At 50.0% G+C, this 18,565-nt stretch carries 18 protein-coding genes; all 18 read right to left on the reverse strand.

Annotated features, from left to right (window positions below):
• Nucleotides 1-278 precede the first annotated feature (278 nt).
• Nucleotides 279-692 carry a VOC family protein gene (locus C7R91_RS04605; protein WP_047071798.1) on the reverse strand — a complete coding sequence of 138 codons (414 nt, stop codon included), beginning with the start codon at nt 690-692 and terminating at the stop codon, nt 279-281.
• A gap of 77 nt (nt 693-769) precedes the next feature.
• Nucleotides 770-1,522, reverse strand: a complete 753-nt coding sequence (locus C7R91_RS04610) for an RNA polymerase sigma factor (RefSeq protein ID WP_047071796.1) — start codon at nt 1,520-1,522, stop codon at nt 770-772.
• A 133-nt stretch (nt 1,523-1,655) separates the two neighbouring features.
• A complete protein-coding gene (locus C7R91_RS04615) occupies nt 1,656-2,525 on the reverse strand; it encodes a putative RNA methyltransferase (RefSeq protein WP_106786171.1) in 870 nt (289 codons plus the stop codon).
• 310 nt (nt 2,526-2,835) lie between these two features.
• Nucleotides 2,836-3,795, reverse strand: coding sequence for an ATP-grasp domain-containing protein (locus tag C7R91_RS04620; RefSeq protein ID WP_047071792.1), 960 nt, complete (start codon nt 3,793-3,795; stop codon nt 2,836-2,838).
• Entirely contained in the window at nt 3,796-5,067 is a 1,272-nt protein-coding gene (locus tag C7R91_RS04625; RefSeq protein WP_047071790.1) for a type III PLP-dependent enzyme domain-containing protein, read from the reverse strand.
• Nucleotides 5,060-6,232 carry a DegT/DnrJ/EryC1/StrS family aminotransferase gene (locus C7R91_RS04630; protein ID WP_047071788.1) on the reverse strand — a complete coding sequence of 391 codons (1,173 nt, stop codon included), beginning with the start codon at nt 6,230-6,232 and terminating at the stop codon, nt 5,060-5,062. Before C7R91_RS04630 ends, C7R91_RS04625 begins: the two co-directional genes overlap by 8 nt.
• Nucleotides 6,229-7,260: a GNAT family N-acetyltransferase gene (locus C7R91_RS04635; RefSeq protein WP_047071786.1), complete on the reverse strand. Its 1,032-nt coding sequence runs from the start codon at nt 7,258-7,260 to the stop codon at nt 6,229-6,231. The genes C7R91_RS04630 and C7R91_RS04635 overlap by 4 nt, the downstream gene beginning before the upstream one ends.
• A complete protein-coding gene (locus C7R91_RS04640; protein ID WP_047071784.1) occupies nt 7,229-7,876 on the reverse strand; it encodes a sugar transferase in 648 nt (215 codons plus the stop codon). Before C7R91_RS04640 ends, C7R91_RS04635 begins: the two co-directional genes overlap by 32 nt.
• Nucleotides 7,860-8,870, reverse strand: a complete 1,011-nt coding sequence (locus C7R91_RS04645; RefSeq protein WP_047071782.1) for a polysaccharide deacetylase family protein — start codon at nt 8,868-8,870, stop codon at nt 7,860-7,862. Before C7R91_RS04645 ends, C7R91_RS04640 begins: the two co-directional genes overlap by 17 nt.
• Complete coding sequence (locus tag C7R91_RS04650) at nt 8,837-10,075, reverse strand: glycosyltransferase family 4 protein (protein WP_236697928.1); 1,239 nt, start codon at nt 10,073-10,075, stop codon at nt 8,837-8,839. The genes C7R91_RS04645 and C7R91_RS04650 overlap by 34 nt, the downstream gene beginning before the upstream one ends.
• On the reverse strand, nt 10,035-11,237 hold the full coding sequence (locus tag C7R91_RS04655) for an O-antigen ligase family protein (protein ID WP_047071780.1): 1,203 nt from the start codon (nt 11,235-11,237) through the stop codon (nt 10,035-10,037). The genes C7R91_RS04650 and C7R91_RS04655 overlap by 41 nt, the downstream gene beginning before the upstream one ends.
• Nucleotides 11,238-11,954: a phosphocholine cytidylyltransferase family protein gene (locus C7R91_RS04660; protein WP_047071779.1), complete on the reverse strand. Its 717-nt coding sequence runs from the start codon at nt 11,952-11,954 to the stop codon at nt 11,238-11,240.
• The gene (locus C7R91_RS04665; protein ID WP_047071778.1) at nt 11,899-12,726 is read right to left on the reverse strand and encodes a CDP-alcohol phosphatidyltransferase family protein; all 828 of its coding nucleotides are present in this window, start codon (nt 12,724-12,726) and stop codon (nt 11,899-11,901) included. The genes C7R91_RS04660 and C7R91_RS04665 overlap by 56 nt, the downstream gene beginning before the upstream one ends.
• Nucleotides 12,727-12,741: 15 nt before the next feature.
• The gene (locus C7R91_RS04670; protein WP_047071777.1) at nt 12,742-14,139 is read right to left on the reverse strand and encodes a flippase; all 1,398 of its coding nucleotides are present in this window, start codon (nt 14,137-14,139) and stop codon (nt 12,742-12,744) included.
• 23 nt (nt 14,140-14,162) lie between these two features.
• Nucleotides 14,163-14,858, reverse strand: coding sequence for a CpsD/CapB family tyrosine-protein kinase (locus C7R91_RS04675; RefSeq protein WP_047071776.1), 696 nt, complete (start codon nt 14,856-14,858; stop codon nt 14,163-14,165).
• Complete coding sequence (locus C7R91_RS04680; protein ID WP_047071775.1) at nt 14,833-15,585, reverse strand: YveK family protein; 753 nt, start codon at nt 15,583-15,585, stop codon at nt 14,833-14,835. The genes C7R91_RS04675 and C7R91_RS04680 overlap by 26 nt, the downstream gene beginning before the upstream one ends.
• On the reverse strand, nt 15,578-16,666 hold the full coding sequence (locus tag C7R91_RS04685; protein WP_047071774.1) for an LCP family glycopolymer transferase: 1,089 nt from the start codon (nt 16,664-16,666) through the stop codon (nt 15,578-15,580). Before C7R91_RS04685 ends, C7R91_RS04680 begins: the two co-directional genes overlap by 8 nt.
• Complete coding sequence (locus C7R91_RS04690) at nt 16,663-18,558, reverse strand: polysaccharide biosynthesis protein (protein ID WP_047071773.1); 1,896 nt, start codon at nt 18,556-18,558, stop codon at nt 16,663-16,665. The genes C7R91_RS04685 and C7R91_RS04690 overlap by 4 nt, the downstream gene beginning before the upstream one ends.
• Nucleotides 18,559-18,565: the final 7 nt, after the last annotated feature.

An 18,565-nucleotide genomic window follows, 5' to 3' on the forward strand; every position in this document is an offset into this window, starting at 1 on the left:
AGAGAAGAATATTTCCAGTCCTAGCGACTTTCGAAGTCCAGCCTAGCTTCGCAGTGATTTGCGGGCAAAAGAAATGCAACGTGCCCACGCTACGAAGCGGCCACCACTTTTGCGTTTCCCCGCAAATCGCTGCGAAGCGGACAGTCCCCACTTCCTAGCAGGACGTAGCCCGGAGCGTAGACTGGAAATATTCTTCTCTCCACTGCGGCCCCGTTGATAAGAAGAATAACCACCTGCATAACTCTCACAGGTGGCATCTTTGGCGCTAGAAGTAAACTCTATGCGTTTCTCTCTTCATCCTCAGCAGAAGGCCAGCCACCCCATAGGTGGTTCAAATGCCCATCCGGATCACGAAAACTAAAGCTGTAGCCTCCGCCCCGCTTATACGTCATTTCACTAACTTCGATTCCTTTGCTTTTCAACTCCTCATAAACCTCATGAATTTGGTCTACCTGCAAGGAGATGATCGGCTGGGCTTGTCCGGCCATATCGGTAAAGTCCAAACGCGGAACTTCTGGGCAACGAATCAGTCCGAGACCTACTCCGCCTACGTTCAACCACGCCTCATTGTCTCCAGGTGTATATTCAAACGTGAATGGAATGCCGAGGACATCGCGGTACCATTTTATGGATACCTCCAAGTTTTTGACTGGCAGCTGTACAACCGCAAAATTACGCACATGAATGCTCAATTGTGTTCGCTCCTTTTTTTAAATATGTACTTTCATCCTCATAAACGAAAGAACAGAAGAAAAAGAAACGGGCACTTCTACCATTTCTGAAAAAAATGCAGCAAATGTCCATCCGGGTCACGAACAGCAAAGAAAAGGCGATCACCTGCTACTGAAACCTTTTCCACGCTCACGCCCTGTTCAGCGAGGCACAGGTACGTTTGACAAATCGCATAGGCATCCCCCGCACGAAAGGCAGCCAAAAATTGCTCGAATCCTTCTTTTGATACAAAACCGGACGAATCACGACGTCCAGCTTTGTCGATATTCTTTTTGGTGGGCGAACTTTCATCCTGTCGGGATTGCTCAGCCAACACGAACAAGCGCTGGCGTGCCCTCTTCACCCCTTCCTTCACTGCCCCTACGGTCGTATGCAGCAATGCGGCTGTTTCCTGTGCCGTAAACGAAAAAATGTCCATCATGAGAATCAGCACCATCTGTCTGGCATTTAGACGATCCGCCAGTTGCTCGAACACCTCTCTCTGCACAAACGCATCGGATACACTCGACTGGTGCAGATAGATCGCTTCATCAAACAGGGCGGGATGCTCATTCGCCTTTTCTTTCCGGCAAAGATCGATCCAAGCATTCGTGGCAATTTGCCTCAAAAATGCCTTGGTTAGTTCTCTCTCTGGAGCCTTCTGCAAGGAACGATACACCTTCGTCAATGTTTCTTGCAGGAGATCCTGCGCATCCCACTCGTTTTTCGTGAGGGACAAGCAATGCTTTTGAATATCTGCAAGAAAAGGTTTTACGCGCAAAAAGGAAGCCTTATCCTGATCAGCCTCCATACGATCCCTCCGAAACTTTCCGACTATTCATACTCATTTTCAGAAAAATAAAGAACGCTGTCAACAAAGACCCATGTAAAAATAGGAAAGCGACCGTCCGGAACGGATTTTCCCGCTCCAGACAGTCGCTGCTTTATTTCCTGCCAATCAGCACAACCAAGTCTATCGTCATGTCCACTCCTGCCAAGTCAGACACCCGGTCCAACTGCTCAGGTGTCGTCCCCCATGCCAACGGAGTCATTTGGAGCAGAGAAGAAAGACTCCCTTCATCCAATCGGAACTGATACTGAACCCGTTCCTTGCCGATTAGCTGGAAGCTGGCTTTGAAGTGCTCGATCGTACGATGATTCGCATATTTTGTTTTGGGTGTGTCTTGATACAAGACTTCTCGTAGCTCTCGCAAATAGTTGGCCTCTGGAATGACTTTGATTATCCTTCCTTCATCAGCCAGGAGTCTATGAAACTCATCCGTATTGGATGGAGATAACAGATTGAAAATGTACGGAAACTGTTTGTCCGCAAACGGCGCCTTCGTCAAATCGCCGACGCACCAAACTACTTCTGGATCGCTCTTCGCAGCGAGCATAACTCCCTCTTTGGCGAGATCGACACCCACTCCGATAAAGGGGACTTCGCTTGTTTGCATTACTCTCTGCCGAACCTGCGTCAGATGATAGCCTTCGCCGCATCCTGCATCGAGCACGTACATCTGGCTTTCCTCAGGTTCTTTCGTTTGCAGGATGACTTCACTCAAGACGTCATACAATGGATGAAAAAAGCCCTGTTCCATTATCGCCCTTCTCGCTGCAAACATTTGCTTGTCATACTTTGTTTTGTAGGTTCGCGAAGCCAAGTGAACATAGCCGTGCTTGGATAAATCAAAGCAATGATGATTGCTGCATATCAAGCTGGTTGCAGGTACGTTGCGCATAGCCGCCATGCAAATTGGACAACGAAAAATCTCCACATGTTGGGAGATAGCTGTAGAAATCAAAAAAAGCACCCCATTCATTCGTATTTCGGTGAATGAAAAAAGGCACAGTCAAATAAACCCCAAGCATTTTCAAAAAAATGCGGGATTACGTTGATCTGTACCTCACATTACCGATAACGAACGAACTGGATCATAACCAAGACGAGTAACACTCCTAACCTTCAATCAAGCGAGCGATTATAATGGACGCCCAACTATGATTATAGCACAGTACAGAGATATACCAGTACGATGAAAATTGGGGTACCGGAATGCTGAGAGGGCAGGAGCTCCGTTTTGCTTCCTGCCCATGCCGGCTCATGAAAGATGGTGGTTGCCTTCACTCCAGAAGCATGACCTCATCATATTTGATCATGATGCTTCCTTCCTTGTACTCCCCCACTTTTGACACATTCACCAGCCCCTTTATGTTTTGGAGAAGCGCACGGACGCTGTTCACTCCGCTTTCGTGAGCATGCGGATACCCCCCGCCAAAACGGGGATTGATCTCCGACACAACGTACTGATCTCCCACCAAGAAACAATCGATGTCAATGGGCCCACGCAACTCTAGGACACGAATGAGTTCCTTCGCTAGTGAAAGCAGCCGCGGATCTTTTACCGCCAGGGAGCGATCCGTCTCCCCTGCTCGCATCCGCAGCTTTTTGCGGGCGAAAAGTGTCACCAGCTCCCCCGAGATCAGATCCACATAGCCATCCATTCCATACTCCTCCGCCTGCAAGAACGGTTGAATGACGACATCCTCCGTTTTTTCCATGAGCACGGACCATTCTTGATCATTCTCTACACGTGTGATGCCCAAACTGGCACTCCCATACCGCGGCTTAACGATCAATGGATACGTAATCTGCCCTGAAAAAAGCGCTGCTTGTACCTCGTCCATTTTTGTAAAGGTGGGAATGACAGGAATCTCGTGTGCGGACAAAAAGTCATACGTTGCCATCTTATCCAAGCACATCTGGATGACATCCCGATTGGACACGATCACCTCGATGCCCTGCATGTAGAAATGATCTGCATGCGCAGCCAACAGTGTCAGCTCAGGGTCTATTAAAGAGAGGATTGCCTTGATCTCGTACCGTTGGCAAATTTGCAGCAGGGCATCTAGATAACCAGGATCGTCGATGCGCGGCACCTGCTCGTGATGATGGGCAGCGTACAGGGCCGGGGCCGTCGGATCGCAGTCGACTGCTATGATTTTGCCAGTGTCACCCCATTCCCGTACAAAATAGTGGAGCAGCTTGACTCGTCTGCCTACACTGGTCACAAGTACGTTCATTCAGTTCACGACCTCCTGCTTGTCAACGTGAAAACGATAAACCGATTCGGGAATGAATTGTTGGAGAGTCTCTTTTCCCCTGACAATGATCGCTTCATTTCCGTCGATGGCGAGAACCGGCGGCCTCTCCCGAATAAATGGCGGATTAAAGACGAGCGTATAAGCTCCCACGTGACCGAAGACAAAATAATCCCCGCTATCAGGCAAAGGCCCCGTGTAATCTTGAAGCAAATAATCTTTTTCCATACACGTATACCCGACAACATGATAGCTCGCTTCGGGAACTGACTTACGGTTGCATACATGTCGGGCAGGCAAGAGGTGCGCGTGCATCGTCGGCTTGACATTGTGAATGCTGCCATCCACGAGAACAAACCGCTCTCCTCTGTTTTCCTTTACATCGATGACTTGGCAAACGAAATCAACGGTATCTGCCACAAGTGAAATACCCGGCTCCAGAATCAGCAACGGCGCATGATCCAGCTCCGCCAGCTCCTCCCTCACGACAGATGTAATCGCTTCGGCGTACTCCTCAAAGGTTGGTGCAGCTGTCATCCCGAACGAGGCCGGGAGCTCGCCATAGAATCCGCCTCCAATATCGATAAAAGCAAGCCGCTCTCCCAAATGCTGTTTCCCCAAACGGCATAGATGACGCGTTATTTGACGATATACACCCACACTGCGATTCGTGGAAAAGTGTCCATGCAACCCGACTACATGCACATTCGGGGCGACAGTCAATTGGCTCAGGGCTTTTTCCAAATTACCGTTTTCGACGCAAAAACCAAATCGGCTGACCTCGTACCCATTTTGCAGAGGGCTCACTCCACCCCTGGCCAAATCCACATTAATCCGCAGCCCGATCCGAATCGTCTGCTCGGGGTACTGCTTGGCATAGGCCACCACCCACGGTATTTCCGAAAAGGAATCCAGATTGATCAGGCTCCCCTGCTCTAAGGCAAGGTGAATGTCCTCTTCCGTTTTGAGCGGGCCGTTAAAAATAATGGAGGCAGGATCGACGCCGAGTTTTAGTGCCAATTCGTATTCCAGTCGAGAGACAACTTCTGCATGCGCCCCTAACTGATGCAGCTTTTGGCATAAAAACGGCAAATAATTGGTCTTATAGGAATACGCGACGACTACATGCTCATAGCGTCGAGTAAAAGCCCGTTGGAAACGGCGATAGTTCTCGGAAAGCTTCACTGTATCCAGCACGTAAAAAGAAGACGAGCAGAGACTGCGCCATTTTTCTACCTGCTCATAACTATACATGGCGCACCCCCTGTTCCTGGTTCAGGAGGCAGTTCGTGATCACATCGACGACTCGCTCTTGCTGTTCAGCGGTCAAACTGGAACCGGACGGCAGGCAAACCCCTTGGGCAAATAAGCGATCTGATACACTCTCATCAGGTTGGTGTGGATAGTATTGGCACTGTTCGAACAACGGTTGAAGATGCATTGGCTTCCACACGGGACGCGCTTCGATATTTTCTTTGCCCAGTGCATCGATCAGTTGTGCAGCAGAGAGGGTTGTGTCCGCTGGATTCAGTGTCATCACGGTCAGCCATCGTGTGGATCGCCCTGTCGCCGGCTCGGGCATGAACGAAATACCAGGCAATTGTCCGAGGGCTTGTTCATAACGCTTGTAAATCCCTCGCCTTGCCTCGATGCGCTCCTCCAATACGCGCAGCTGCCCCCGGCCAATCGCCGCCAGTACGTTGCTCAACCGATAGTTGTAGCCCATCTCTTCATGCTGGTAATGCCTGGCTGGCTCCTTCGCCTGCGTCGACCAGAAGCGCGCCTTTTCGATCGCCTCAACGTCATCGGAGACGAGCATTCCACCCCCTGAAGTCGTCATGATTTTATTGCCATTAAATGAAAAGGTCCCAACATGACCAAAGGCACCGCTCATTCTCCCTTTGTATACAGCCCCTAACGATTCTGCTGCATCCTCCACCACGCACACCCCATACTGCTCACAAAGCCCAATCAACGGCCCCATATCTGCGCTCTGCCCATATAAATTGACGATGACGACCGCCTTGGGCAACCTGTCCGCTGCTGCCGCTTCCCTCAAGGCTCGCTCTAATGCCTGCGGAGACATATTCCAAGACCCTTCCTCGGAATCAATGAATACAGGAGTCGCTCCCTGGTACAGAATCGGATTGGCACTGGCGACGAAGGTGAGACTGGAGCAAAACACCGTATCACCCGGAGCGACGCCCGCTAGCCTTAGCCCGAGATGGATAGCAGCCGTACCAGAGGACACAGCCAGTGCAGCTTTTACGCCCACATACTGGGCAATCTCTCGTTCAAAAGCATCCACGTGTTCCCCCAACGGTGCGATCCAATTGGAGGCAAAGGCGTCTGCCACCAAGTCCCGCTCATCCGCCCCCATATGTGGCGGTGATAAAAAGATCCGCTGCTGCGCACTCATTTTGACGTCCCCCCATTGCGATAGGCAGGAAAAAAATCTTGCTCGCCAGCCTGATCGACCTGTAGTTTTTGACACAAAGCCAGATACACTTCCTCATCGTGAACTTTCTTGCCCATCCAGTAAGGAAAATGATTGCCGTTTGCAAACGAGGACTTGAAACGGAACAAGCCATCTCCATCCAGATTTCCGCCTCCAAGGAGAAGGAGCTGTGCTCCATCCTGCTTTGCCTGCTGGATCATGGCGTCGAAGAGGAGGTGGTTGACGCCAAGTGCCATGTCCTCCGTATGGGATGCCCCTAGCTGATAGTGGGCGAATTGATTTCCACTGAGCAAAAGCACTCCCGCCACCGGCCGATCCTCATGTATAGCAAGCAGAAGGCGGGGCTTGCACAATGCTGTTTTTTTCATGAGCCCCGCAAAAAATTCCGGAGCATAGTAGTAGTGCGCCGCGGCTCGATTGCGGTCCATCGTCTCCCGATGCATCTGGATAAAAGAATGCAGCCGATCGGTCCCACCCAATGTAACCCGGACGTCGTTTGCCGTAGCCTTCCTCATATTTCGTCCGACGTTTTGCGTATAGTGGGCACGAATGTAGGCAAGTGTGGGGCGCAAATCGACCGCTGTTACCATCCTCACCAGATCCAGCCGCATTTGACCCGCGAACAGCTCCGCATTCCCCAGCAACGGATGAAAGCGAACCGTTTCTGTCAGATAGTTTTTGTACCGACAGTAGACGTGGAATTGCTCCTGGAACAATCGGGCAGCCGTCTGCCCTCCCACGACAAATGGCCCTCCGTATCCAATCGAAACCAAATCGGCATAGCCGGAAATCCACCCATCCAGACGTCTGACCAAATACGGATAGAAAACCTCGTTCTCCCCACTCTTGAAAAAAACAGCTTCTGGCGTACCCTGCTCCATTTTGGCGTATAGCTGCACAAATTCTTTCGTGTAGGACACGTCCAAATGTAAAAAACGTCGCAAATATTCGGTCCAATCATCCTGCTCCGACAGTACGATCAGGCTCACATGCTTCCCTCCCAGCGTGCTCTGTGTTATCACTCCCTCTGAAGTCTTCTACCGTGACGCTGCCCTGCTGATTTATGCCTGTCGATTGAAAAACACGCTTGATCGTCAGACCGATAATCCGCATATCCAGAAAAAAGCTGCCATTTTCTACATACCAGACGTCCAGCTCGAACTTTTGCTCCCAGTTAATCGCATTTCTCCCATTGACCTGCGCCCAGCCTGTAATCCCTGGCTTTACATCGTGTCGCTTTAATTGCCGCGGCGTGTACAGAGGCAGGTACTCCATCAGCAGCGGTCTCGGCCCTACGATGCTCATTTCACCACGAAGCACATTCCATAATTGCGGCAGTTCATCCAAGCTATACTTGCGCAAAAGCGCTCCGAATGATCCCAGTCGCTGCTCATCAGAAAGAAGCACTCCACTCTCATCGCACTCATTGGTCATTGTGCGAAATTTGTAGATGAAAAAAGGTTTTCCATGCAAACCTGGTCGCTCCTGTACAAACAAAACCGGAGACCCCAGCTTCCAGCGGATGAGCAGACTCACTAGCAAAATCAATGGGGACAGCATGACGAGCATCAGGAAGGATACGCAACGATCAAACAAAGACTTCATGCCGCACCTCCTGTTGATTCCACTTCGCTGCCGCTTCCTCCATACTGAGGCTCTGCATGCCGTACTTCTCGCGTAACATGGAGTAATGCTGGAGTATTTCCTCTAAAAAGGACAGATTCTCTTTGATGTGGTTCCCAAAGTTTTCCGGATGCCACCATAGATGGTACAAACGCTTGTGCTCTGCCGTATGAGTCAGGTCGCATTTGATTCTTTTCATGCGCCATTTCTCCAACCTCTGCAGTCGTGGAGAATAAGGACGCAAAAAACGGCTGGATGGTACATCGACCATTCCCTCTGGACTCCGCTGTAATGAAACATAGTTGTTATGACCGGAGAGATTCACATACGCATCCATCAGTCGCATCGCTCGTTTGAACAATGTCTCCTCGGCAGCCCCTCTTGTGTGGTACATCCATGACTTCTCGTTGCCGCGATAGGAACGAAACCCCTTTTTCTTGCACAAAGATAAATAAGCAGGCTGCACCTGATTTCGCGGAAAAACGATGCTGGAAGGGGAATATCCTTTTTTGCGAGTTAATCTATGAAAAGAAGCAAGGTCAGCAGCAAAAGCTTCGGGAGTCTGTCCCGGCTCTTGACAATAATAGTGGGAAAGGGTGTGGCTTCCGATGAATTGATGCGGGTAAGAGGATATCAGCTTGATTAAGGAAGGAGCAAAATGGTACGGATCGACCTGCTCATGCTCTCCAATCGCATCTGTGTCCATATAGGGATAAGGTGACAGCTTTTCATCGGAATACGCCGGGAGATGCCGTGGGACGACACTTGCCAGCTCCTTGCGAGACTCGCAAAACAAAAAACCGACAGTAGCCCAGGTGACGTGCATTTCATATTTGGCAAACAGCTCCAAAATCGCGGGGATCACTTGACGAACGCCTAACAAATTTTGCTCATAGGACTGAATGGTTCTCTTGTCTCGGACGCCCCAGTAAAGTTCAAAGTCTAGGGAAATGACGAATGCTCCCGTCTTGTCCAATCTTCTCCGCTGCCTCCTTTCTCCTGCTCTCTTTCTTCTCGCAGCTGACCAGTCAGCCGGGCAAATAACGCCGCCTGCTTCGCAAGGACCGTACGCTCATCGAAGTGCTCAAGCGCGATGCTGCGGCTGTTCTGCCCAAATGCTTCTCTGAGTCTTGAATCCACTACGAGCTTTTTTAAGGCTGCATACAAGGGACATACTTGTTTTGGTTCTACTAAAAATCCGTTGACCCCGTCCCTGACTTCTTCCCGACATCCACGGATATTCGTGGCGACGATCGGTTTTGCCATCGCCATCGCCTCAATGATGGATCGAGGCAGTCCTTCGCGATGAGAGGGAAGAACAAAAATATCGCTTGTGGCCATCAACTCCGGGATGTCTGTGCGGAATCCAGCTAAAATGATTTGCGGATGCTGTCGGCAAAGCTCCACGAAGTTTTGACCCCGCTGATCGCGTTCACTGGAAGACACGTCCCCCACCAATAAGAGGCGCAGACGCGGAAATTCGCCCGCCAGCTTGCGAAAGGCCTCCAACAGCTCAAAAATCCCTTTCTCCGACACCATGCGTCCTACATAGGTGATCACCAAATGATCATCCCGCAGCCCCAGTGAGGACTTGATAGACTGGACCTTTTCTCTCGTAACGTGTCGGGGGTGAAAGCGTTCTGTGAGATCAACGCCGTTGCCAATATGCAGAATTCGCTCCGCCAGAGAGGAGAAGCCATCCTGCACGCTCAATTCGTAATCCTCTCGACTTTGAAGCAAAAGATAGTCAGTCATATGCCGGGCAAACCACTTTTCCAGTGTGTAGTACATCTGATACGTGCTTTTGCTCATGCCCTCATGAAAAAAGTAGCCATGCGCTGTGTAAATGACATGTGGCACTCCTGCCAGCCTTGCTGCCACGCGTCCGAGAACAGCCGCAATCGGCGTATGAACATGCACGACATCATACTTCTCCCTTTTCATCAGCCGATACAAGGCCCCAATGGTCACCAAATTGGAAATCGGGTCGATCTTTCGCTTAATGGGGATACTTCTGAGCGTCAATCCCTTCGCTGTTAGCACATCAAATCGCCCTGTATCCGAACACGCAGTATGCACCTCGTAGCCTTCATCCATCAGCTTTTCAATCAAGGGAAACAGCAAGCTTTCTACAGAGCGGTCAATTGCGCATATTTGTAAGATTTTTTTCAAGCAGATCACCGCCATTTTTGATCTGACGCGTATTGATTTCGGCTGTCACGAAATACAGCGCGAGCATGATCCAGAAAAACGTTTCGCGAATTCCATTATGTGTAAGTCCATACAAAATTTGGAATGCGAGCGGATACCACGCAACCAATCGATGCCCACGGACCGCTCCATACATCACAAGAATGAACAACACCGTGCCCATTACGCCGTAGGAGAAGAACAGATTGGCTAAGGTAGAATGGAGCTCCAATGAAATGCTGCTGTTAAATCGCTCGTACATCCCTTCCCCTGCTCCGAACAAAATGTACTCCGGATGGTTGGCAATCCGGTCATAGCCCCGCGCTGCCAAATTGTCATCCGAATCTTCCCCGAGCGATACCATCCGTTCTTCAATTTGTGTGTAAATAGATGCGTCGCTCAGCACGTTTTCGTTGGTGTACAAATAGATGAAGAAAACAGTGAAGGACGAGACGAGCACGCAAAGCAGATTCATCCAAAACAGGCCCGTTCTCTCTTTGATGGAGAGGAGCAAAAAAACGAGGTACATCCCTACGGCACTAATGATCGCTGCTTTCGACAGGGACGCTGCAATGATGCTAAACGCCGTACCGATCGCAATAAAGAGAGGAATGGTCTTCACGGATACGAAGCGAGCACACAGCAGGCATATCCCCATGCACAAAAGCCCAAAATAGCCGAGCTGGTTCGGATTGTTAAAGAACAAGGATTGCCTGAACTCGTCACTATCCGGTGACAGTCCTGACACGAGAATGAATGCCTGAACGAGCAAGGAAGTGGCCGTAGCCAGGAAGACCCATTTGACGTACTCTTGAGGGTTGCGCCTGAACAAAATAACCAGGGCAAGCATCACGGCTCCGTTGTACAAATACCACTTGGTCGAGCTGAATACATCCATTTCCCCGCCGAGTGCAATCGCCCATATACCATTCACCATCATAATGTCGTACAAAAATAGAAGGGTAAGGAAGAGAAAAAATCCGAGTCTGCGGTTGATCCGCCCCAGGCGAAACAAGAAGCTGTAGGTGATCAAGACCAGCATAATAAAATCGGCGATTTGCGGATTGCCACTGGGGAAGAAGTAGAAGGGCTTTAGCACCACGTATAGCAAAAGAAGAACCTTATCCGCTGAGAGCTTTTCCTTGATCATCATTTACCTGTGCGCCAGATGGTTGGTGAATTGCAGGATTCGCCGATAATCCTCCCACGTATCAACCTCTGCCCAAAACAATCCCGGTGGTATTTGTGTGACATACACATTCCTTTCGCCCAAAAAAGAATACAGGACATTTTCCCACCACAAATCATACTGCTTCTCCTGAATCAACCTTTGTAATCGCCGCAAAAATATTGGCAGAAAGCTCTCTTGAACCTTGGCAATTCCAACGTATTCGCCAGTTGTCTCTTCCAGCGAGAGCTCCTTTCCATGGCGGAGCAACAGTCCGTTTTCATAGCCAAATTTATAATCTCCCTCATAGCGACGGACTGGATCAGCATACATGACAGGACATGCGGTCTCTTGCAGCACGACTTCCAGCACCCTTGATTCAAAGTAAACGTCGGCGTTCAGCAGCAAGCAGTCATCCCCTTGCAAAAACTCGCGGGCGAACCAGAGAGACACCATACTATTCGTCCGATCATAAAAAGGATTGTGATAGAAACGAATCGATTCATCTCTGAGCAGCTTGGTAATCACGTTGGCTTGATAGCCCACCACCATTGCGATCTCTTCAATTCTGTGGCGCCTTAGCTCCGCTATCGTATTTTCAATGAGCGCTTGGTTCCCGATATCCACTGTACACTTGGGAATACCGTCAATTTGCTCGTTGATTCGTGACCCGAGACCTGCTGCCATGAGCAGTGCCTTCATCCGACTCCCCTCCTTCTTTCAGAGATGGCATGACGTATTTGATGTTCAGCTTCAGCTTGTACACCGATCTGGCCAGTCCGACGAACAGGTGGTAGAAGGTCCATAGGAGCAAAAATAGCTTCTGACCGCTGATTGCCCACAGAAACGCGGTAACGAGCACGCCCAACTGATAGCCCGTTTGGGTAAGAAAAAGGAAGACAAAAGCATCGAGCCATTTGCTGCGCTTTCTCATGGAGACCGTTTCGTGAGAGATCTTCCCTTGACTAAAGACGAGATCAGAGCCATTGGTCGCCAAGATCTCTGCAAAAATCGTGAGCAGAATCAAATAGAGCAGCCACGGCCCCAACAACGCGTGATGATTGATAATCCCGTATATCACACCGAATGACACCAGGTAGAGTGCATAGTTGAGCCCGATGTCCAGCCATTCTCCGCCCTTGCTCTTCTGGTTGCGCATGCGGGCCACTTCCCCGTCGACGCAATCCGCCAAGTAGCACACCTGACAGAAGAAGCAGCCGAGCAGAAAGGATGCCGCCGTTCCGTACATAAATGCTGCAGCGCTAACAAGTCCGGCGACAATTCCCCCCATTGTAATTGCGTTGGGGGATATTTGTGTTTTTCGGGCCAGCAATAAGCTCACGTAGATAGAGATACGACGGGTGAAGTAATACGACCAAAATTCCTCCCTGCTCCACGGCTTCTGCACCTGCACACGGCAATGGCGCGTCTCTTCACTATCCCAAAACATAGACGGATACAGCTCATCCTTCACGGTAAGCCACCTTCTTCATGACCTCGTCTCCGATAGTGAGACGGAATATTTTTCGGACAAAAACGGGATGTACCACGTACGAAAGCCAAAATATTTAGATGCCCAATACGAAGCACAAAGATCTCGGCAGATCAGGCTGATTGAAGTAGCAATGGCTGCCCCGATAATTCCATACAGCGGAATGAGACAAGCGTTTCCGATTATGTTTAGTGCAGCTGAACAGACAAGAATATTGCGGGCCGTGTTTTGATGCCCGGTCATCGTCAATAAGGGGATGACACTGCCTGTGCAAAAATTGACAAACTGCCCCATGCACAAAATCACAAGGACGAGGCTCTCCTTCGCAAACTCTTCGCCAAAAAAAGTGAGCAACGGAACAGCGAATATCGCCACCAGCAGATTGAGAGGAGCAGAGGTGAAGAAAATGAGCCGATTGGCAAACGCAATCATCTTTTTCAAGCCGTCCATATCATTACGTGCGTACAGCTCAGAGAACTTGGGAGAGAGGATCGTATTGATGGAAATCAGCGCAAAGCCCGTCACCATTGCCAGACGAATGACCACACTGTATACTCCGACAGTTTTTGCATCCGTAAAAATGCCCAGCATAATCATATCTGTCCACGTCATAATCAATTCCATTGACGCACTGAGATACATCGGGAGTGCGACTGCCATAATTTCCCTCAACCCAACACCAGGCTCTCCCGCAGTCGGCTGTGCACCGTTACAGAAACCTCGGCTCGTCGCATACCACTGCCCCATCCCATAGACAGCATTCAAGATAACAGCAGCTGCGAGCAGTTGAATCAAGAGCATCGTACTGGGTTCGAAAATAGGTATGGCGATGAAGAGAAACGCCAAGTGCAGAAAACGCATACCGACGATATCGACAGTGATCGAGATGACAACCCGATGCAGTGCCCGAAACGCAGATGCATACAGCCTTGCGAGCGACACAAATGGAAGCATCCACGCGACGACTCGCAGTGCCTCTGCTGGCAGCTCCCCTGCAAATACGCAGTCGGACACCTGCTCTGAGAACACATGCAAAAGTGCCCCAAGCACAATCGAAATCAGCGTCGCCCACAGTACTACCTTGTTGAATACTTCGGAAATCTGATAAAGTGAGCCTTTCGCACGAAATTCCGAGAGAAAGCGGATTATGGCTGTATCCGTCCCCAAAACGGCCAGCACCATTCCGATGTTCATCAGGGTGATCGTCAGCGAATAGATGCCCAGACTCTCGGCTCCATACTCTCTGGCAATGTAGAACTGCAAGAGATAGAGCAGTACGAAGCCGAGGAGCCGAAACAAAAACGTAAAGGCCGAGCCGCGAATCACTTCGTGAACATCGCGATCTTTATTGAGACGGCTCCATTGTCGTTGCCAAGCTAATTTGAGGGCATGCATGCCTACAAACGCCCCACTTTCTGCTATGCGTTGTACCCATATCCGTAGTAGCCTTCTCTCTTCCCTACCTTTTTGTTGTTGAGGACAACACCGAGCAGATTGGCTCCTGCCGCTTTTAACTGCTCTACCGCCTTGACAGCAGAATCCCGCTTCGTCTTGCTTGCATCCACCACCATGACACAGCCGTCCATTTCTCTCGCCAGCACCATTGCGTCACTTACGATCAAAGGCGGACTGTCGACAATCACAAAATCAAAGTTGTGACGCAGATATGCCATCAATTCCAGGAGCCGTGGCGTCCCGAGCATTTCCGCCGGATTATGCGGGATCGGCCCTGCCGTAATGATTGACAGCTCTGACACACCAGATGGTTGAATAATATCGGCTATCTCGCACATATCCGAAAAATAAGAGCTGATCCCGTACAGATTGGGCATGTCAAAGGTGAAATGTACGCGCGGATTGCGCAAGTCAAAATCAAGCAGCACCGTTTTCTTGTGATCCTTTGCCATCATCAAGGACAGGTTGGCAGCGGTGATCGTTTTCCCCTCAGAAGCCCCTGGACTGGTGACTAAAATCGTTTGCATCAGCTTGTCGCCCATGGAAAACTGAATGTTTAAGCGAAGAGTACGGTAGCCCTCTACCAGCGGTGACAGCGGCTCCCAATGGGCGATCAGCTTTTGGTAACGATCATCAGGCTTCTGCCTTCTCATACTCATTCCTCACTTCCTCCACCTTGGGCTGGCGAAATGCCTTCCGTGTTTTTTTGTCGATCACCGCAATGGTTGCCAGTACAGGTAAGCCTAAATACTCCTCCACTTCTTTTTCCGATTGAAGGCGGGTGTCCATCTGCACAAGCAAGAAGACGACGACGATAGATGTTGCCAACCCGAGGACAAAGGCGATCACTGAATTGAGGATCGGTTTTGGGCTCACGGGAATGGCCGCCGGATTGTTTCGGGCTTCCGCCAAAATATGCACGTTATTCATGCTGAGCATTTTGACGACTTCTTCCTGAAAGGTCTTTGCGATTGTATTGGCGATGAGCACAGCTCTGCCCTGATCCGGGTCCTCTACCGTAATGGAAATGACCTGCGAGTCCTTGACTGGCTCTACCTTCGTATGCAGCAGCAGATCCTCCATCGTAGCGCCTGCCCCGATCACTTCGAGCACGCGTTCCATTACACGCGGACTTTCAATAATCACGCGATAGGTCTCAATCAATTTCAGATTGGAATCAATTTCCGCGACGGATAGCACGCTCTCTACGGTTGAATCCAGCGAGCGATTCACTAATATTTCCGTCTTAGCCTGATAAATCGGTGTCAGTAAATAGAAGCTCACGAGCGCTGTTCCGATAGTACATAAAGAGGTAATCAAAAGGATCAGCTTCCAGCGCTTCAACAGCATCAGGAGTATTTCACGAAGATTAAGCTCCTCATTCATCCTGCTTCCCCCTTTGCCCCGCCATGCTGTCATTTCCTTCTTTCGGCAGTTGTACGGGAGGTTCGATTTGTTTTTGAAAAGTTGAAAGACTCTCAGTCAACCTCTTGCGCTCTTGCGGGCTGACGATATAGTAGTAGATTCCATTGATCACTTGACCCTTTCCTTCCAAACGAATCGTCTCGACGGAGGTAACTGCCGTGCTGTAGCTTAAGGCAAGCTGTTTCATCACATCAAAAGTCATGTTCGTTTTCACGTATTTCTCCATCGTCGCAAGGACATCATTCAATCGGGTAGGCGCTGCAAGAGTTACCCCTTTGTCCAGCAATGCCTTGATGATTTCCTGCTGTCTTTCGTTGCGCCCGAGGTCGCCTCTCGGATCCTCGTAGCGCATGCGAGCGTAGACCAAGGCTTGCTTCCCGTCTAACTGGATGGGACCGACCGGAAAGGTGTAATCGGCATAAGTAAAGGCAAGCTTGTTGTTGACCTCCACTCCACCCAGCGCATCGATCACACCTGCGAATCCTTCCATATTCGCGGTCACCACGTAATCAATGGGAAATTGGAGAAACTGCTCGACGGTGTCTACTGCCTGCTGCACTCCGCCGAATGCATAGGCGTGATTGATCTTATCCTGGGTACGTTTGTGAGCGATAACGGTTCGCGTATCACGCGGTATGCTGATGAGCAACGCAGATTTCGTTTTCGGGTTGACGGATAGCACGAGGATGACATCAGAGCGCCCCTTGTCATTCTCTCGTTCATCAACGCCAAGAAGCAGTAGGGTGATCGGTTCTTTGGGCAAGATAGCGGGGTTCTCCACTTCAACCGCAGGCGGTGTCGTTGCTTCTTGGGAATTCATGATCGGTGTTTGTCTCACAGATGCTGGTTCAGTCGCTACAGGCATCTCGACAGATTTCTGCGTGCGGATAGGGAGGTACATTTTGCTGGCCGTTTCTTTTAACGACAGATAGACGTACACACTATAACCACTCAAGCTGATGAGACAAAGCAATCCTCCCCACACGAGCAGCCGCTTCCACTTGATCGTGGCGATCTTTTCCTTCCATTTGCTGACGCTCATCCGATCGCCACTGGATAAGGGACTGGCGTAGACTCTTCCTTCACGTAAGAAGCGGATTGATAGCCTGGAACGATCCCTTGCAAAATCTCGATAATGGATTGTTTGTCCTCCATCGTCGATCCCTTGTCTGCAATTTGCTCCAACCGGGCGATCCCTGCCAAGAGCTCATTCCATGAAAAATCGAGCGGCTTCCCAATGAAGATGCGATTATGGCAAGTAGATGACAGGCCTTCTTCCGCCGTCAAAATTTCTTCGTACAGCTTCTCACCCGAACGAATTCCCGTGAATACGATCGGAATATCCTTCCCGGGCTCCAAGCCTGCCAAGCGAATCAGATCGAGAGCCATATCGACAATTTTGACCGGTTTTCCCATATCGAGAATGAATATTTCCCCTCCCTGAGCGAGTGCTCCCGCCTGGATGACGAGCTGGGCAGCCTCAGGAATGGTCATGAAAAATCTCTCCATATCGGGATGTGTAATAGTAATCGGTCCACCTGCCCGGATTTGATTGAGAAAAACAGGAACGACACTCCCCCTGCTCCCCAGGACATTTCCAAAACGAACAGCCGCAAACCGGGTAAGTCCGAAATGGTTATAACCCTGGATCAGAAGCTCAGCGATCCTTTTCGTGGCACCCATCACACTGGTTGGATTCACTGCCTTGTCCGTCGAGATCAGGATGAAATGAGAAACACTGGTTTCCAGCGCGCATTCCGCCACGTTTTTCGTACCCAGAATGTTATTTTTTAATGCCTCGCACGGGTTGTTCTCCATTAATGGCACATGCTTGTGGGCTGCCGCATGAAAAACAACGGCGGGACGATATTCATGCATAATCGAAGCAATTCTTTGTCTGTCACGAATATCCGCAATCAAGCTGACGGTCTCCTGCTCAGGAAACAAACGCGAGAGCTCCAGGCTCATTTCAAAAATCCCGTTCTCTTCATTCCCCAAGAGAAGAAGTTTCCTTGGGCCAAATCTAGCTATTTGTCTGCAAAGCTCGGACCCAATCGAGCCGCCCGCTCCTGTCACGAGTACGACTTGCTGTCGCAAGTACCCCGTAATCTCTTCCAGATTGACTTGAACAGGCTCTCTTCCCAATAAATCCTCCAACGCTACATCCCGAATCATGTTCATCGTTATTTTTCCACTGATGATGTCTGCTACGTGCGGCAAAATTTTGACACTCGCTCTCGTCGTTTTGCAAATGTCGAAAATCTCCTTAATCGTCTGCCGGGAAGCGGATGGCATCGCAATCACAATGTCTGATATGGAAAGTCGTTGCACGACACGGGCGATATCAGCCCGATTCCCTACGACCGGCAAGCCGTACACGCGCAGATTTTGTTTGCTGGGCTCATCATCGATAAAGGCCACTGGACGAAGCTCCGACAAAGGCGAGGTTTTCATCTCTCTGGCTACGAGCACACCTGCGTTGCCTGCCCCGATAATTAATGTGCGCCTGCGCTCCTGCGTTCTTTTCTCCCTCTCTTCATTCCACCACTTCCATACGAACCGGGAGCCTGTGATGCCGAGCAACACAAAGGCTAACGTCATCAGAAAAAGTGAGGTGGGAAATCGGATGGACCAACCAAGCAGATACGTTATTTTTAGTACCAGATAGAGCGCGAAAACGGAAAAGCTCGTGGCAAAAATGATCGAGACCAGTTCGCGAACACTGACATAGCGAAAAACAGGTCGATAGAGTTGAGCAAAGTGCATGCCTGTCACGACGAACAGTACGTGGCCCATCATCAAATACATAGGTTGATATTCGCTTATTTCTGTGAAAGAAAAATCAAATCGAACCAGGCAGGCCAACCAGACAGCCAAGCTGATAATTCCTGCGTCCGATAAGCTTAACCAGAACCTTCTCTTCCGGTAGCTCATATTCATC

This window comes from Brevibacillus formosus, from assembly GCF_003013405.1.
GTDB classification, from domain to species: Bacteria; Bacillota; Bacilli; order Brevibacillales; family Brevibacillaceae; genus Brevibacillus; species Brevibacillus formosus.